General features: G+C 45.4%; 13 protein-coding genes. 6 read left to right on the top strand and 7 right to left on the bottom strand.

From position 1 onward, the window contains the following. Positions 1-86: 86 nt before the first annotated feature. The 4 genes from LX99_RS17850 to LX99_RS17835 all read right to left on the bottom strand — a co-directional run bounded on the left by LX99_RS17850 (position 87) and on the right by LX99_RS17835 (position 6,992). Positions 87-1,163 carry a phosphatidylinositol-specific phospholipase C1-like protein gene (locus LX99_RS17850; RefSeq protein ID WP_109609104.1) on the bottom strand — a complete coding sequence of 359 codons (1,077 nt, stop codon included), beginning with the start codon at positions 1,161-1,163 and terminating at the stop codon, positions 87-89. An 80-nt stretch (positions 1,164-1,243) separates the two neighbouring features. Then, positions 1,244-2,860 (bottom strand): RagB/SusD family nutrient uptake outer membrane protein, encoded by a 1,617-nt coding sequence (locus tag LX99_RS17845; RefSeq protein WP_109609103.1) that lies wholly within the window; start codon positions 2,858-2,860, stop codon positions 1,244-1,246. 26 nt (positions 2,861-2,886) lie between these two features. Beyond that, on the bottom strand, positions 2,887-5,880 hold the full coding sequence (locus LX99_RS17840; RefSeq protein WP_109609102.1) for a SusC/RagA family TonB-linked outer membrane protein: 2,994 nt from the start codon (positions 5,878-5,880) through the stop codon (positions 2,887-2,889). Between the two features lie 560 nt (positions 5,881-6,440). Continuing rightward, on the bottom strand, positions 6,441-6,992 hold the full coding sequence (locus tag LX99_RS17835) for a YciE/YciF ferroxidase family protein (RefSeq protein ID WP_109609101.1): 552 nt from the start codon (positions 6,990-6,992) through the stop codon (positions 6,441-6,443). Between the two features lie 363 nt (positions 6,993-7,355). On the opposite strand from LX99_RS17835, the gene LX99_RS17830 reads away from it, so the two are divergent. The 4 genes from LX99_RS17830 (at position 7,356) to LX99_RS17815 (ending at position 12,234) form a co-directional block, all read left to right on the top strand. Then, on the top strand, positions 7,356-8,051 hold the full coding sequence (locus LX99_RS17830; RefSeq protein ID WP_022834181.1) for an SIMPL domain-containing protein: 696 nt from the start codon (positions 7,356-7,358) through the stop codon (positions 8,049-8,051). 120 nt (positions 8,052-8,171) lie between these two features. Then, entirely contained in the window at positions 8,172-9,020 is an 849-nt protein-coding gene (gene ypfJ, locus LX99_RS17825; protein WP_109609100.1) for a KPN_02809 family neutral zinc metallopeptidase, read from the top strand. Between the two features lie 114 nt (positions 9,021-9,134). Beyond that, positions 9,135-10,460 carry an APC family permease gene (locus LX99_RS17820; protein ID WP_109609099.1) on the top strand — a complete coding sequence of 442 codons (1,326 nt, stop codon included), beginning with the start codon at positions 9,135-9,137 and terminating at the stop codon, positions 10,458-10,460. Positions 10,461-10,584: 124 nt separating this feature from the next. Further along, on the top strand, positions 10,585-12,234 hold the full coding sequence (locus LX99_RS17815; RefSeq protein ID WP_109609098.1) for a M28 family metallopeptidase: 1,650 nt from the start codon (positions 10,585-10,587) through the stop codon (positions 12,232-12,234). 103 nt (positions 12,235-12,337) lie between these two features. On the opposite strand, the gene LX99_RS17810 is transcribed toward LX99_RS17815, so the two are convergent. Continuing rightward, positions 12,338-12,700 carry a TM2 domain-containing protein gene (locus tag LX99_RS17810; protein WP_109609097.1) on the bottom strand — a complete coding sequence of 121 codons (363 nt, stop codon included), beginning with the start codon at positions 12,698-12,700 and terminating at the stop codon, positions 12,338-12,340. Positions 12,701-12,966: 266 nt separating this feature from the next. Between LX99_RS17810 and LX99_RS17805 the strand changes: the two genes are divergently transcribed. Beyond that, a complete protein-coding gene (locus tag LX99_RS17805) occupies positions 12,967-13,716 on the top strand; it encodes an SDR family NAD(P)-dependent oxidoreductase (RefSeq protein WP_031266070.1) in 750 nt (249 codons plus the stop codon). A 70-nt stretch (positions 13,717-13,786) separates the two neighbouring features. Beyond that, a complete protein-coding gene (locus LX99_RS17800) occupies positions 13,787-14,368 on the top strand; it encodes a TetR/AcrR family transcriptional regulator (RefSeq protein WP_022830457.1) in 582 nt (193 codons plus the stop codon). Between the two features lie 7 nt (positions 14,369-14,375). Here LX99_RS17800 and lnt read toward each other — a convergent pair whose 3' ends face one another. Both lnt and rsmI read right to left on the bottom strand, forming a co-directional pair. After that, positions 14,376-15,998: an apolipoprotein N-acyltransferase gene (gene lnt, locus LX99_RS17795; protein ID WP_109609096.1), complete on the bottom strand. Its 1,623-nt coding sequence runs from the start codon at positions 15,996-15,998 to the stop codon at positions 14,376-14,378. 124 nt (positions 15,999-16,122) lie between these two features. Beyond that, entirely contained in the window at positions 16,123-16,890 is a 768-nt protein-coding gene (gene rsmI / locus LX99_RS17790) for a 16S rRNA (cytidine(1402)-2'-O)-methyltransferase (RefSeq protein WP_109609095.1), read from the bottom strand. Between the last annotated feature and the right edge of the window lie 39 nt (positions 16,891-16,929).

The following is a 16,929-nucleotide window of genomic DNA, read 5'->3' as shown; positions in this document are numbered from 1 at the left end:
TGAAAGCGGATTACCCGTACAAAACAAAACAGGTCTTGCTGTTACGCAAAACCTGTTTCATGTTAAATTGTGCAAGCCCGGTTATCTTACTTTCCCGAACCAAACAACGGATCAGCCCTAAAATAAGTTCCGCCGTCAAAACTGATCACATAGTCAGATTTAAAATGGGTGCTTTTTTTATAATAATCAGTACTGATGATCTGCGCACCGGATTTTTGGGCGGCGATAAACGAACTTTTGTCATTAGCACGGGCTTCTTCGGTATCCGAATCGGCGCGGGTGCGGATGATGAAGCCTTTCTTTACTAACCTTTGAATCTGCGCCAGGTCCTTCTTCGCATTGTTCATAATGTGGATGGCAGCCTCGGGCGTTCCCGGCTCGGCATCGGCAAAAAGCACGCGGCCTTTTAATGATGGGTGCCCTGCAATATAGGCAGCCCGTTTTTCCCCTTTCTCATCCAAAATAAAAATGAATTTGCCTTTGGCGGCGTTTAATGTAGGCCAGTTGTTGTGTAGTACGGCTGCTTCTAAGGTTTTGTAGCTGCCGCGAACATCATCTGGGGTAATTAAATACTTTTTGCCCAGGTTATCCAGGATCTCTTTATCCAGATCGGCGAAGGTTTTTGCGGTGAATTTTTCAGGTATAGTAAATCCCGGTTTGTCCATCGGTTCATCTTTGGCGTTCATGGTGATGTAGATCGGGTTGTGATCCGGATGCTCGTCGCTCCATTTTTTCAGCTCCTGCAGGCAAAGTTTAAAAGTGGCGCAATTGCTGCGGAAGTCGATATCCTCAATATGAAAAACTTTAAAGCCCGGCTGTTTCATTACACCTTGCGTATCAAAAGCCGGCTGACCGGGTACCCAATCCAAACCTTTGGGGTGCGCGTATTTGCCGCCCTTGCTATCGGCATAAACATCAATTTCTAAAGCATTCAAACCTAAATTAAGCTGATCGGTAAGGCTGATATGCTCGTAATCGATCTTGCTCATACCAACCGAATCGCGCTGTTGCAAAAACTTGAATAGCTTTGGATTTATGGCCTGTTTGTAGCTGTTATGTGAACCTATTACCTGGAAATGGTTCATTTTTTGGTCGCCGGGATTGCCGGTTAAGGCTGAAGCCGAGAGGGCTATGCACGCAAGTAAGCCGATGGTAAGTTTCATGTAGGTGAAATATAAATAGGGTTTAACAAAACAAAGCGCAAAAGGCTTGCCTTTTGCGCTTATATCAAAATTAACTTTTATTAATAACCTGGATTTTGTTTCAGGTTAGGGTTAGTTTTTAATTCGGTTGATGGAATTGGGTATAACCTGCGGGTTGGGTCGGTGTTCATTTTCAGGTCATCAGTTTTGCCGCCCATAACCGGTAGCGGGTATTCCTTTTCAAACAGACCATAACGGATCAGGTCGTTACGGCGCCAGGCTTCCCATGATAGTTCGCGGGCACGTTCGTCTAACAAGCCATCTAAATCAATTGATGAGGCTAACTGGGCATGTGCACGGGCCCGTAATTTATTTACGAGGGTAAGCGGCGTTTGTACTTCGCCGTTAACAGTGGTGGGAGCAGCACCACGCAGGATGGCTTCCGCTTTCATCAGGTAAACGTCGGCTAAACGGAATACCGGAACGTCGTTACTGTTTAAACGGGTGGCCTGTATAATGTTTACATCCGGGTAGTATTTAATTGAACGTACGCCTTCTGATTGCGAGGTTAACACATCGTTGCCCAAATCCATCGGTTTTAAACCGGTAAGGGTTAGGGTTGGGATGATATTGATCTGCTTATCGGCATTTGGGGCAGGGTAATACACCGGTTGGTTGGTGAAGCCGCCGTTGCCGTCGGGATAATACTGCGGGCCGGCCAGCCAGGTTTTGGTACGGTCGTCACCAGGGATATTAAAGCGGTTGTAAAACTCGGGCGTGGTGCTCATGGCAATACTTAAACCAACGTTAAAGCCATAGGCATTGGCCAGGTAATAAAAGAAACCGAAGCGGGTAAATTGGTTGCCGGGAATCTGCTGATCATAAGGTACTGCGAAAATGGTTTCATTAATTTGCGGACCGTTGGTTGGTAAAAATATATCGCGGTATTTAGCATCCAGGAAATAATTAGTGTTAGCTTGCACACTATCGCACATGGCTACAGTTTCCTGGTAACGGGTTGTACCGGCATAAACCCCCGAGTTTAAGTACATTTTTGCAAGCAGGGCGAATACCATGCCTTTTGTTGGCCTACCGTATTGCGAAACGTTTGTAGCTGCGTTGCTGCTTTTGGCGGGTAATAATGGCAGTACGCTTTTTAATTCGCTTTCAATAAATGCGTATACCTGTGCACGCGGTTGGTTTGAAGGCTGCGTGGTAACCGGGAAGTCGGTTATGATAGGTACGTTGCCGTAAAGGTCCATCATAAAGTACAAATACAAGGCACGCATGGCTTTAACCTCAGCTATTGACGACGCTTTTTTAGCCGCTGATGAAGGACCAGCGTTAATAACGCTGATAATACGGTTACAGGTATTAATACCACCAAAACCCCATTGCCATACACCGATCACGTTTGGATGGTCAAACGTCCAGGTGTGGTAGTGCAGTTGGCGATATTGACCGCCGTCGTCAAAATTACCATCACGGGCCGGAAGGATAGCCTCATCTGTCGACATATCCTGCATGCGCCAGTAAGGCACTGCATAGCTCGACGAAAGGTTTGAATAAATAGTTCCCAGCAACGCGGTGTAGTCGGCGTCGGTAACCGGGAAGTTTGATTTTACATATTGCGACTCAACGGGCACGTCGAGTTTAGTGCATGAATAACTGCCAATCATGGTAGCAACAGCGGCACATGCTATAAATATCTTTTTCATTTTTTTTTCTCTTTACTGTTTGGGTTTTAGAATTGCGCGGTTACACCAAGGCTGAACGTGCGTGTTTTAGGATAAAAATCGCGGTTGTCAATACCTGGGGTAAGGCCGCCGATGTTAACCTCCGGATCGATACCACGGTATTTGGTAATGATGAAGATGTTGTTGCCCGATGCATAAAAGCGCAGGCTTTTAATAGCCTGGATGTGCGGTTTAATGGTGTAACCCAAGGTTGCGTTATCCAGGCGCAGGTATGAGCCGCTTTCGAGGAAACGATCAGAGATCAGGTATGCGTTGATATCTTTAAATGATTCGCCCAGGGTAAAACGTGGTATGTTTTGCAGTTTCGAGTCGGCAGGGTTGTTTAACGAAGCAAGGGTAGCATTCAGGATCTTGTTTCCGTAAACGCCGCGAACCAGGAAGTTTAAATCGAAGTTTTTGTAGAAGAAGCTGTTGCTCCAACCGTACACCAGTTTAGGCTGCGCGTCGTATTTAATAAACTGATCGGTAGTAAGTGGTTGCGTGGCAATTACCGAACCATCGGCTTTTTGATAAGTACTTACACCATTTGAGTTTTTCCCAACGTAATGCCATAAATCAAAAGTACCGATAGCGTATCCAGGCTGGATGATCTGGCTGTAGTTGCCTGATTGGCCTTTGCCGCCTAATTGTGCCGTTTGAATATAGTTAAGGCCAAACTGGCTGTTTGATAAGCTTTCAACAACGTTTTTGTTGTGCGAAACGTTGAATGAGGTGCGCCATGTAAAGGCCTGCGTTTTTACAGGTACAGCGTTTAAAACCACCTCGATACCGCTGTTTTTAATTTTACCAACGTTAGCCGTATAGTATGGATAAAAATATAATGTGGTGGATACCGGGTAGGTATAGATCAGATCGGAAGTTTTCTTGATGTAGTAATCAACCGAACCTGTTAAGCGGTTGTTGAACAAGCCGAAATCCAGACCAATATTAGTGGTGGCGGTGCTTTCCCATTTCAGATCCGGGTTGTCATTACGTACCGGGCCGATAGGGTTAACAATGTTACCATTGTTTAAAAACTTACCGCCCCCCGGAGGCACACCGTAAATTAACCTGGCCGTAAAGGCGTCAAAGCCAAGGCTGTTACCAGATACACCATAACCGGCCCTCAATTTCAGGTCGCTGATTACGGAGATACTTTTCATAAAATCTTCGTTAATGATTTTCCAGCCTGCAGAGGCAGCAGGGAAGTAACCATGACGCTGATTGATACCGAATGCCGAAGAACCGTCTTCCCTTAGCGAAGCCTGCACCAGGTATTTATCCGAAAACTCGTACTGGCCACGTGCATAAAACGAAACGAACCTGAGCGTAGAAATATATGCCGGATTAAAAACTATTTGTGAAAGCTGCGTAGGGTTTGAAAGCGCCAGATAGTTGTAAGTCAGGGCATCGTTTGAAAAGCCCTGGGTTTGTACTCCAAAACCATCGTTGGTACGATCTTGCTGGTACGAATAACCACCTAATAACTTTAATGAGTGTTTGCCAAAAACACGGTCGTAGTTAAAGTAAGCCTCAACAACGTTGCTGGTATTGGTGTAAGCGCTGCGTACAGCTACACCACCGGCATTCACATAAATGCCCGATTGGCTGGTTGAGTAGGTATTAACGTTATTCTGTTCTTTTTGGGTTGATCCCGATACGGTGAATTTTAACCCCTTCAAAATGTCTAACGAGGCAAAACCATTAATGAGGGTTTTGTTATTCTCGGTGTTGGTGAAGTTGTTGTTGATTAACGATAACGGGTTTAACGGACCACTGCCTGTGCGGGTATAGTTTTCTTTGTAAGTGCCATCCGGGTTAAAGGGGCTTACCGTTGGCAGATAGAAGAGAATTCCTGATAATACCTGGCTCTGAAAAATGTCGTTGTTTTTAGTAACGCTGTTGGTTAAGGTGATACCCAATTTTAAACGGTCATTAAAAAAACGTTGGTTGACGTAGCCCTTGTAAATGGTGCGTTCAAGGCTGGTGTTGCGTAAAATACCATTGTTTTTCATATAGTTTACGCTTGCTCCATATTCTGAATTGGTGCCTGCGCCCCCGTATGCAATGTTATGGCTTTGCGAATAACCGGTACGCTCAGCCAGTTTTTGCCAGTTGGTGTTTGAACCGTCATCATCGGCTGTACTCAATTTAGGCACACCGTTGTCGGTTAAATATTTACGCAGTTCGTCGCCGGTGAGTACGTCAATGTTTTTTGAAACGTTTTCAACGGCGCCATAACCGCTGTATGAAAGGCGCGACTGGCCCGTTTTAGCTTTACGGGTGGTAACAATGATTACACCATTTGCTGCACGTGAGCCGTAAATAGCGGTTGAAGAAGCATCCTTTAATACATCAATACTTTCAATATCGGCAGGAGCCAGCAGATCGATAGAAGCGCCCGGTACGCCGTCAATTACATAAAAAGGTTGCTGTGCGGCACCTTCGCGCAGGGTTGACGGCCCCCTTAAAATTGTAGCAGGCTGTTTATTGGGGTCGCCGCTTTTGGTAATGTTCAAACCGGCAACTTTTCCCTGCAATAATTCGGCAGGGGTGGTTAAAACGCCGTTGTTGAATTCGTCGGCTTTTACCGAGGTAATAGCGCCTGTTACGTCCTTACGGCTGGCTGTGCCGTAACCAATAACTACCACATCCTTCAGTTGTTTGGTATCGGTAACCATGGTTACGTTAACTATATTTTTTTCGCCAACAGTAACCTGTTTTGGTACCGAGCCTAAAAAGGTAAATTTGATTACATCGCCTGCGCCGTTAACGGTTACCTGGTATCCGCCGTTGGCATTGGTTGATGTTGCTTTGCCCGAGCTTTGTACCGTTACTACCACACCCGGCAGCGGCAGGTTGCCCTCGTCGGTAACAGTACCTTTAATTACGCGTTGCTGAGCGAACGCGGCTGATGAGGCCAGCAGCATCAGCATCAAAAAACAAATTGTTTTGCATGATGTGCGCGTTAGCCTGGAAATAGATTTGTAATGTTTTTCCATAGTTTTTACTTAATGATAAACCCTTTTTAAAAAAGAAGCCCTGGTTGAGAATAGCCGGGCAATAATTGCCGCAAAGCAACAGTTGTTTTATTATCATTAAATAAATGACAGGTTAACTTATTCATTAATTAAAAAACAGGATATTTTACTTAAAAAAGGCACTTTCGCTTGATTTGCAGTTATTTATATTTAATAAATATTTAAGCCTTGTTAATGGAAGATTATCCAGTTTTAAAGCTTAATATTTTTCTGTAGGATTGGTTAAAACAATCATTAAGTAGCCGGGTGAGCAGGGAGGAAATTTGGCGGAAGAGTGCCTGTCGTATTGGATTTAGAGAGAAGGGTAGTTAGTCTGGTTTCAGACGTGTTTTTTTCTTATTGAATGATGGGAGTTTACTAACCGTTGTTAAAAGGGATTCAGCCAACGAGGTAAATTACATAATTACTGTTTAATAAAAGCGATAAATAAAAAACAGGCTACACCGTAATGGCATAGCCTGTTTTTATTGTTAAATTTAGTTTCAGCAACAGCCCGGTCAACCGGCTGTTTAGGGTGTAAATTAAGCTTTTTCGGCTTTTGACGATTGGTTAATGCCCGCTTCAGCAATTTGAGTGAGCAGGCTGTCGCATGTTTTTTCTTCCTGCAAGGTAGAATCCAATAGTTCTGCGGCCTGTTCATATCCTAATACGCCTGCTAATGTGCGCAGTGTGCCGTATGAGGCAATTTCATAATGCTCAATTTTTTGAGCAGCCGAAATAATGCCCGCGTCGCGGGTGATGCTGCCTTTTTCTGTTTCAGAAATGATTTCTTCGCCCTCTTTAATTAAACCGGCCATAGCCTCGCATTTTACAGCAACGGCTTTTTCACCGATAGAGGCGAATGCATCTTCAAGACGGGTGATCTGGCGCTCGGTTTCTTCGAGGTGATTTTCAATAGCCGACCTCAGTTCGTCAGATGTAGCTGCCTTCGCCATTTTGGGTAACGCTTTGGCAAGGTGCTTTTCAGCCCAGTAAATATCTTTCAACTCGTCGATAAATAACTCATTTAATGCTGATTCCTGTACGGGGGTAGTTTGTTCTTGCTCGGGTGTTTTTACTTTATTAGTAGCCATGGTAGATGTTTTTTAATGTTTTACATCCGTGATGTTACAAACACAACGCCAAACTGTAATTTATCTTAAAATAAATTAATTATTATGATAATTTAAGCGGGAAAGATGATACAACCCCCAAAAGTCTCAAAACTACCGGCTCTAAAAAACTGAACACCATGACTGTTTTTCAGGAATTACGCAGTCGGATTAAATCGGTAGGGGCAGGGTGAAACGCAACCTGTGCTGTATCTGGCGCCAAACAAAACAGCCCTGTGTTTTATTTACATGCATATCAATTATTTAGCAAATATATTGTAGCCCTAATGTTACACATTAAACTAAACACCCGTTATCTTAGTCATATTATCAAATAACATACACATGAAAAAGCTATTTATCCTTGCCGCACTATTAGCAACCAGCATTGGCGCTTTTGCCCAAAACGTTGATCTTAGGCGTAAAATTGAAGTTACCGGCATTGCCGAACAGGAAGTTACTCCTGATATTATAAACGTAACCATATCACTACAGGAATACATGGATGGCAAAAAGCACATTGCCATTAACGATCTGGAAGATCAACTGGAAAAAGCTGTAAAGGATGCCGGGATCCCTGCATCAGATTTTACGGTAAATAATGTATCAGCCTGGAATAATACTTATCAAAAGAAAAGAGCGCCTGATTTTCTGGCCGGAAAACAGTATGGCCTGCGTGTACGCGATCTGAATAAATTTAACCAGATCATGTCGAAAATCGACCCTAAAGGTGTTCAGTCTACCAATATTGAAAGCTACGATTATTCAAAAATGGCCGACCTGAAGCGTGACCTCAAAATTAAAGCCCTGCTGGCCGCCCGCGATAAAGCCACCTACCTGTTAGCAGCACTGGGCGAAAAACTGGGCGGCGCCATCAATATTACTGAAAGCGATAACAGCAGCTATCCGCAGCCACGCGTTTACGCCAATACCATGATGTTTAAAGCAGCAGCTGAAAGCAATGTTGCTGATTCGGATATTAGTTTCAAAACCATTAAATTGAGTTTCCAGATTCAGGCAGTTTTTGAGATCGTAAAATAACGCCACCCGGACCCCTAAGGGGGGAGTGAAAAAATATGCGGCCCTGTTCAAACAAACAGGGCCGTTTTTCATTATCTTGTATGAAAAATAATAATCCATTTAGGTTCCGGAGGCAAAAATATGCAATGGTTTGGCAGACGCGAAAGCGATAATGTTGACGATGAACGCGGCGGTGGCGGCGGCCGTTTCGCTATAGGCGGTGGTTTACTTGGCCTGATAGGGGCGGCGATTTATTTTTTTACGGGCATCAACCCCTCGGCGGTGCTAAACCAGGTTACAACCAACCAGCCCCGGCAGGAACAACAGGCTAACAACGGCCCCGAAGACGAGGGCAAACATTTTGTACGTGTTGTGCTGGCCGATACCGAAGATATCTGGACCAAGCTTTTTAATGATATGGGCCGCAGCTACCAAAAGCCGCGCTTAACACTCTTTACAGATTATGTGCAATCGGCCTGTGGTAACGCCAGTTCTGCAACAGGGCCGTTTTATTGCCCCGGCGATTCGCGGGTTTATATCGATCTTTCTTTTTATGACGAACTGAAAAACCGCCTTGGTGCCGGGGGCGATTTTGCACAGGCCTATGTAATAGCGCATGAAGTCGGTCACCATGTGCAAAACTTATTAGGGATTTCACAGAAAATGGATGACGCCCGTTCAAGGCTCAGCGAGCGCGCCTACAACAAACTCTCGGTGAAGCTGGAACTACAGGCCGATTTTTACGCCGGCGTATGGGCGCACTACGAACAGTCGATGAAAAACGTGCTGGATAAGGGTGATATAGAAGAAGCCCTGAACGCCGCCAACGCCATTGGCGACGACCGGCTGCAAAAGCAGGCCCAGGGCCATGTGGAGCCGGATAGCTTTACTCACGGTACCAGCGCCCAGCGGATGTACTGGTTTAAAAAGGGTTTTGAAACAGGCGATATTAACCAGGGAGATACCTTTAGTAATGGCGACCTAAATTGATAGTGCCCATAAACTTAAACTAATAAGCGTTTGTACGGTGTTACCGGATCATTATTCAGCATTCACAAGCTATAAAACATAAAAATTACACCATAAGTTGTAGTTTTATAGCTTATGCCCTCAGCAGCCACCTTAAAAAAAATACGCCCCATACAGCTAATCGCTGTTATCTTCTTTACCGTATCGGGCGGACCGTACGGCCTTGAGCAGTTGCTTAGTTATGCCGGCGATCATGCAGCTTTGCCTGTTTTACTGATTACCCCTTTACTGTGGGATGTTCCGGCCATTTTTACCGTGCTTGAGCTGAACAGCATGATGCCCGTTACCGGCGGTTACTATAAATGGGTAAGATATGCTTTAGGTACGCACTGGGGTTTTATTGAAGGCTGGTGGACCTGGCTTTATACTTTTATTGACCTGGCCATTTATCCCGGCCTGTTTGTACTTTATGCTACCTATTTTTATCCCGACCTCGAACAGCACCGTATAACGGTTTGCCTGGTTATTATATGGGCGTCGGCCTTGTTAAACATCCTGGGTATTGTACCGGTTGGTCGCGTATCTCTTTTGTTGGGCGTTTTGGTATTAACACCCTTTGTTATAATAGTGGTATTGTTCTTTTACCATCATGGCGGCGATATCCACATCCCGGCGCCATCGTTTGGCAGGGTCAATTTTCCGTCGTTTGGTATGGCGCTATATACGGTAATGTGGAATTGTTTGGGTTGGGACAATGTTACAACCTATGCCGAAGAAGTTGAGAAGCCTGTGCGGTCGTACCTTGTATCGGTACTTGGAGCTTTTGTTTTGGTAATGGTGGTTTATTTCTTTGTGATTTGGGTGTCCCTGCAATCAGGCATTAACCATGCTAAACTTGAAGACGGCGGTTTCCCGGTATTAGGCGAACTGATTGGGGGCAAATGGTTGGGTACAATCATAGCACTTGGGGGAATGGCCAGTTCGCTTGGTATTTATGCGGCTGTATTGCTATCGGTATCACGGGTGCCACAGGTGATGGCAGATGATAAACTGTTACCCCGTTTTATCAGCAAGTTACATGGCAGGTTTAAAACACCTTATATTTCAATCATCATCTGCTCTGTAGTGGTAAGCCTGATGGTGCTATGGTCGTTCGGCGAATTGTTGATTATTGATGTTACGGTTTATGGGGCGGGCTTATCGCTTGAGTATGTGTCTCTTATCAAATTAAGGATAACGGAACCACATAAGGAGCGTCCGTTTCGCATTCCGCTTGGGGTTTGGGGTTTAGCTATGGTATTACTGCTGCCCTTAATTGTTTATATCGTTGCGCTGATCGGCGCTTTCCGGTCAACTGATGGCGCTTTCCGGGCGGCGGTATTTGCCTTACTTGCCCTGTTAAGTGCCTGGATAGCCTGGGGCGGTGTTTGGCTTAGCAAAAGGCTCAGATGGAAAACTTAACCGCATGGCATTGACCTGGCCGGTATTTAAATTCCCTTGCCCCGGCTTTTGCATATTTTGAACACAATTTGTGTAAATTCGGTCTTTCAGTACCGTTTGTACTTATTCAATCCCTGTTTTGCTTATGAAAAACATATTCCATAAACTTTCCTTTTTAGGGGCGCTTGCCATTTTTGCAGGCTGCCAGAACAATAAAACCGTACCTGCCGAAAAACCGGTAACCGGTGCCGACATTAAAAAATACATCTCGGCCCTGGCCAACGATTCGATGCAGGGACGTAAACCTTTTACCGCCGGCGAAACCAAAGCTATCAACTACATAGCGCAGCAGTTTAAAAAAATAGGGCTTGAGCCGGGTAGCAAGGGCAGCTATTTCCAGGATGTGCCGTTAGTTGAAATTACCAGCACACCATCGCCGGTTATGGAGATTACCGGAGGAAAAGAGCCGCTATCATTAAAGGCCACAACCGATTTTGTAACTTTTAGCCGCCGTGAGGTTGACTCGGTAAGCCTTAAAAATTCGCCGCTGGTTTTTGCGGGTTATGGGGTTGTAGCGCCCGAATATCATTGGAATGATTATGCAGGCCTTGATGTTAAAGGCAAAACGGTAGTGGTGCTGGTAAATGATCCGGGTTTTAAAAATGGCGATCCGCATTTTTTTAAGGGCGATACCATGACCTACTACGGCCGCTGGACTTATAAATATGAAGAAGCCGCCCGTCAGGGCGCGGCGGGAGTGTTGATCATCCACCAAACCGAGCCGGCAAGCTATGGCTGGGAAGTGGTATCGAACAGCAATACCGGCGCGAAACTTTATTTACAGCAGGCTGATAAGCACATGAACCGTTGCAAGGTTGAGGGTTGGATAACTGAAGACGCCGGTAAAAAATTACTTGCGCAAGCCGGTATTACAGGCGATTTTCGTGCGCTGGCCCGGAAAAGAGATTTTAAAGCTATCCCGCTTAACCAATCTGTAAGCTTAACCATCAATAATAAGCTTAAATATTCCATGTCGCACAATGTTATCGCTACATTGAAGGGTACCGGTCAGGCGGGCGAGTATGTATTGTACAGCGCCCATTGGGATCACCTTGGTGTTGGTAAACCCAATGCCAAAGGCGATAGTATTTATAACGGCGCTGTTGATAATGCCGATGGTGTTGCCGCCATGTTAAGCGTAGCCAAAGCGTTTGCCAAAACTAAAGAGAAACCAAAACGTACAATAGTATTTTTGGCGGTAACTGCAGAAGAGCAGGGCCTTTTAGGCTCGGAATACTATGCTACCCATCCGGTTTTCCCGGTAAACAAAACCGTTGCCGATTTGAATATGGATGCCCTGGGCGACTATGGCGAAACAAAAGATATTGCGGTAACGGGCAAGGGCCAGAATGATCTGGAGGATTATGTGGAGGAGATTGCCAAAAACGACGGACTTACTACGGTTGGTGACAGGCAACCCGGCTCGGGCAGCTACTACCGGTCAGATCATTTTAATTTTGCTAAAGTAGGCATACCCGCCCTGGATATTAACACCGGGAGCATCAGCGCGCTGCATGGCGGCGGCTATGGTGAGGCAAGGCAAAAAGATTATGGCGATAACCGTTATCACCAGCAGGCTGATAATTATACCGATGCGATGGATGCAACCGGTATGGCCCAGATAGCCACCATTATGTACCAGATTGGCCTAAAACTGAGTAATGAAAGTACTTTTCCGGGTTGGAAGCCGGGTTCGGAGTTTAAAGCGATCCGGGATAAATCTAACCCCCAATAAATCTCCCCCGGAAGGGGAGACTTTAAAAAGGCTAAAAAAATCCACCTCGTAACAGAAGGTGGATTTTTTTTGATATATGGTGAAACTATGCCCTTACAGGGATTTAGTTGCTCATTTTAGCGATGTTGAAGCTTTCGTAGGCCATTTGGCGATTATAATCGTTAGCGATGGTTTTGTAGTTGATCAGATCCACAATAGTACCGATAAAGCAAAAGCCTGCGGTAAAAAAGTACAGGATCCCCATACCAATCTGATCTGTCATGAAGCGCTGTATGCCGGATACGCCCAGGAAGCCGGCCAGCGTTGCAAACATGATATCCTGCGGGTTACGCCTTTTGCTGGCATAAAATGACATAAAAGTGCGTGCCTGGTTTTCTGTTAATGAGGCGGTAGCCTGCTGCAGAAATGTGTACTCTTCGGGAGTGATACCGTCGAATGACATATATGGGTTTTGATAAGTGTTCATCTCAGTAAGTTTTAATGTTTGCGATTGTTTATGATATAAAGGTATATCCGTAACTATCAGAAGCCTATGGAAGATAGGTTAGCGCAGATAAGATGTCGGTAAAAGGATGGGTTTTGGCGGTGAAAAACGTTTGGAATCTTTTACCGGAATTATAGGTGATTTGTCATCCTATCCTAATAAAAGTTTATTTCGGAATGAGTATTCCAAAACGTCTCTATATTTGCGGAACAAACATTCCAGAAACGCAAAACAAAACATCTGAAAAAATGAAAAAGTTAGAAAACAAGGTAGCCGTTGTAACCGGCGCATCAAAAGGCATAGGAGCCGAAATAGCAAGGGGATTAGCCGCCGAAGGTGCTTCGGTAGTAGTAAATTATTCTTCTGATAAAACCGGTGCTGATAAAGTGGTTGCCGATATTACCGGTAACGGCGGTAAAGCTATAGCAGTGCAGGGCGATGTATCAAAAAGCGCTGATGTAGATCGTATTTTTGCAGAAACACATGAAGCTTTTGGTGCCGCGGATATCCTGGTAAATAATGCCGGCGTATACCAGTTCACCCCTATAGAAGCGGTCACTGAAGAAGAATTTCACCGGCAGTTTAACACCAACGTACTGGGCTTGTTATTAGCAACTAAAGGCGCTGTGGCAAGCTTTGGCGATAAAGGCGGAAGCATTATCAACATCAGCTCAACGGTAACCCGCATTACCCCGCCGCAAAGCGCTATCTATACCGGCACTAAAGGCGCAGTTGATTCCATAACACAAGTGTTGTCGAAGGAATTGGGGCCTAAAAAAATACGTGTAAATGCTATTAACCCGGGTATGGTAGAAACAGAGGGTACACATACCGCCGGATTTATCGGCAGCGATTTTCAATCGCAGCTTGAGGCCACTACACCGCTTGGCCGCATCGGCCAGCCAAATGATATCGCCCCGGTAGCGGTATTTCTCGCGTCTGACGATGCGGGCTGGTTAACCGGCGAGATCATACTGGCCAGTGGCGGCGTGAGGTAAGGTTTACGTTTAAACAATTAACTAAAAATGAATAGCTTTGCCTTTTAAAACAGGCAGAGCTTTTTTAATTATGGCACGAACCAAAGATTTTGATGAGGAAGAGGTACTGCGTAAGGCTATTTGCATTTTTTGGAATAAAGGATACAACGGCACCTCCATGCAAGACCTGGTAGACGGCCTCGGCATAAGCAGATCAAGCATGTACGATACCTTTACCGATAAACATACCCTGTATGTTAAATCGTTAGAGCGTTACCAGAAAGCGGCCGATGAACAGGTTTGCAACCTGATTAAATCCGCTCCAGGTGCAAAAGCTGCAATAAAACGCCTGCTTGAGCTTACGGTAAATGATTTGATTGGCGATGACCAGCAAAAAGGCTGTTTCATGGTGAATGCCGAAATTGAACTGGCATCGCACGACGATTGCGTTAAAGATGTGATTTGCCGCAGCGTACAGCAAATGGAGGAAGCCTTTTACATGGCTATAGTTAAGGGGCAGCAAAGCGGCGAGATCCAGACCCGGCAGGATGCCAGGGCGCTTGCCCGCTTCATTTCCAATACCATCAAAGGCTTACAGGTATCGGCCAAATCAATTAAAGAAAGGGCTTTTTTTGACGATATTATCAAAACCACACTGTCGGTACTTGATTAACCTTTGGCTATGCGGTTACTACCTGTCTCCTCTTTAACCTCATCCCCAACAAAAATAACATTCCCAGTCCTGCCAAAACACTTCCCGTTTGCGGGATATAATCGCCGTGTTTTACATAAAATGTAATGGTACTGTTCAGGTTGATATCCTGTTTAATGGCGGTTTTGGTCCACCATTCGGTATGTTTAACGATATCGCCCCGCTGGTTGATAAATGCCGAGATGCCTGTATTGGCTGAGCGGCACACCCAGCGGCGGGTTTCGATGGCGCGGAGCTTGGCATAGTCCAGATGCTGATCTTTGCCTGAGGTGTTTTCCCACCAGCCATCATTGGTGATAATAGCGATGAATTGTGCCCCCTTGGCCACTGAACGGGCTACATAAGCGCCCCAGATAGATTCAAAGCAAATAGAGGGCGCCGCCCCGATACCGCTTTGCGAGTAAAATACGCCTGCATCTTTATCGGGTGCATAGGTGCCTGTAGCGCCGCCCAAATGTTCAAATACCGGTTTCATGAATGATAAAGCATCGCCAAATGGCAGAGATTCGGCACCCGGTACCAGGCGCGATTTATGATAGGTTTGCAGCCTGTCGCCGTTTTCGATGCTTAAAGCTGTATTGTAGCTATCGTAAAAACCACCGTCCGGCGAGGGTTTTGCAGTATTGGTAGCTCTGGTATCGTACATTTTATAGGTTTCGGCACCGGTTATCAGGTTGGCGTTTTTGTAGTTGCGTAAAAAAAACTTTGCCTGGGCTATCAGGTTGCTGCTTCGTAGCTTATCCTCATCGATGTATTCAGGAATGGCGGTTTCGGGCCAGATAAAGTATTCGGTGTTGGGCTGGGCAATTTGCCTGGAAAGGTGGATCAGCACATCTACCTGTAAATTAGCGGGGATGCTTCCTTCTTTTTCGTAAGGATCGATATTGGGCTGGGCCACTACCACATTGGATGGGTTTTGCTCTTCAACATAATTATTATAAACCGAAAGCGAATAGCCGAGCGGTGCCAATAAAACCACCAATGTAGCCCCGATTAGCGCCAGCCGGGTGTTTTTATTTTGCGCTTCGCGGAGACCAGCATAAATTAAAAACAGAAGAATATTTACGGCCCAAACCCACAATGTGCCGCCGTAAACGCCGGTATACTCATACCATTGTACCCACTGGTGCGATACGGCAAAACCGTTACCCAAAGTCATCCACGGAAAATTCAAATCCCAGCTTTGGTGCAAATATTCGTATCCCACCCAAAAACAAACCAGGCCGATAAGCGCTACCCAGCGGGGTGCAACCAATCTTAAGCGGTAATAAAGCCAAAAAGCAGTAGCCATTAACAGCGGGCCAAGAGAATAGGGGATAAGTGTAATTGGGATAGCTACTATCTCGCCAATTGATTTAAGGGCATTATAAACCCAATAAACACTAAGCGTATTCCAGACCAGGAAGCCGATGAAAGCGGTGTTAAATACGCGCCTGCCTTTTTTAGCCTTTTCATCTTTAATAATGTTTTCGATAGCCAGCAGCATCGGCACAAAACCGATAAACAATAAAAAAGTGGTATATGGAGTAGGGGGCCAGGCTATCCACAAAAGGAGGCCTGAGAGTATGGCTAATGGTAGGTTTTTTTTCATGTAGAGTGTTATTCCAACCCGTCATTGCGAGGTACGAAGCAATCGCGAACTATACAGGGCGAACCTGCTTATTGGAGATTGCTTCGTGCCTCGCAATAACGGGTGGTTATTTTAATACTATTTACTATTCTTCATCCTCATCGCGCTCATACTTTCCTTTGGCTGGTTTGGCCGGGGCCCCTGCCACGCACATCACAAATTCGCCTTTCATGGGGTGTGTTTCAAAGTATTGCTTTACTTCGGTAACAGTTCCCCGCACGGTTTCTTCAAACATTTTGGTCAGCTCGCGAGATACCGAGATCTGCCTGTCGGTACCAAAATAGGTAGCCATCTCATCCAGTGTTTTTAACAAACGGTGCGGCGACTCGTAAAGTATAATCGTACGTTCTTCCTGTGCTAAAAATTTATACCTGGTTTGGCGGCCCTTTTTCAGGGGCAGAAACCCTTCAAAACAAAATTTATCGGTAGGGAAACCCGAGTTAACCAGGGCCGGCACAAAAGCGGTAGCGCCCGGCAGGCACTCAACAGCGATATTAAACTTCAAAGCCTCGCGTACCAGGTAAAAACCAGGGTCGGAAATAGCCGGTGTACCAGCGTCCGAAATGAGGGCAATGTTTTTTCCTTCCAGCAAAAATTTCACAATCTCGTTGCTTGACTGATGTTCATTATGCTGATGATGCGCAAATACTTTCTGATGGATCTCAAAATGCTTCAGCATCGGCGCAGATGTACGGGTATCCTCAGCCAGGATCAGATCAGCCTCTTTGAGTACGCGGATAGCCCTGAAGGTCATATCCTCAAGGTTACCGATTGGGGTAGGAACTAAGTATAGTTTTCCTGTGGTGTTGTTCATGGTTGATTTTAAGTCCTTGGTTGATGGCCCATAGTCCATGGCTTTGAATTACCCCTTGGTATAACGCAAATTACTATG

The sequence above is a fragment of the Mucilaginibacter oryzae genome, assembly GCF_003148845.1.
Taxonomy (GTDB): Bacteria; Bacteroidota; Bacteroidia; order Sphingobacteriales; family Sphingobacteriaceae; genus Mucilaginibacter; species Mucilaginibacter oryzae.
This window is presented reverse-complemented; position numbering and strand designations above follow the sequence as displayed.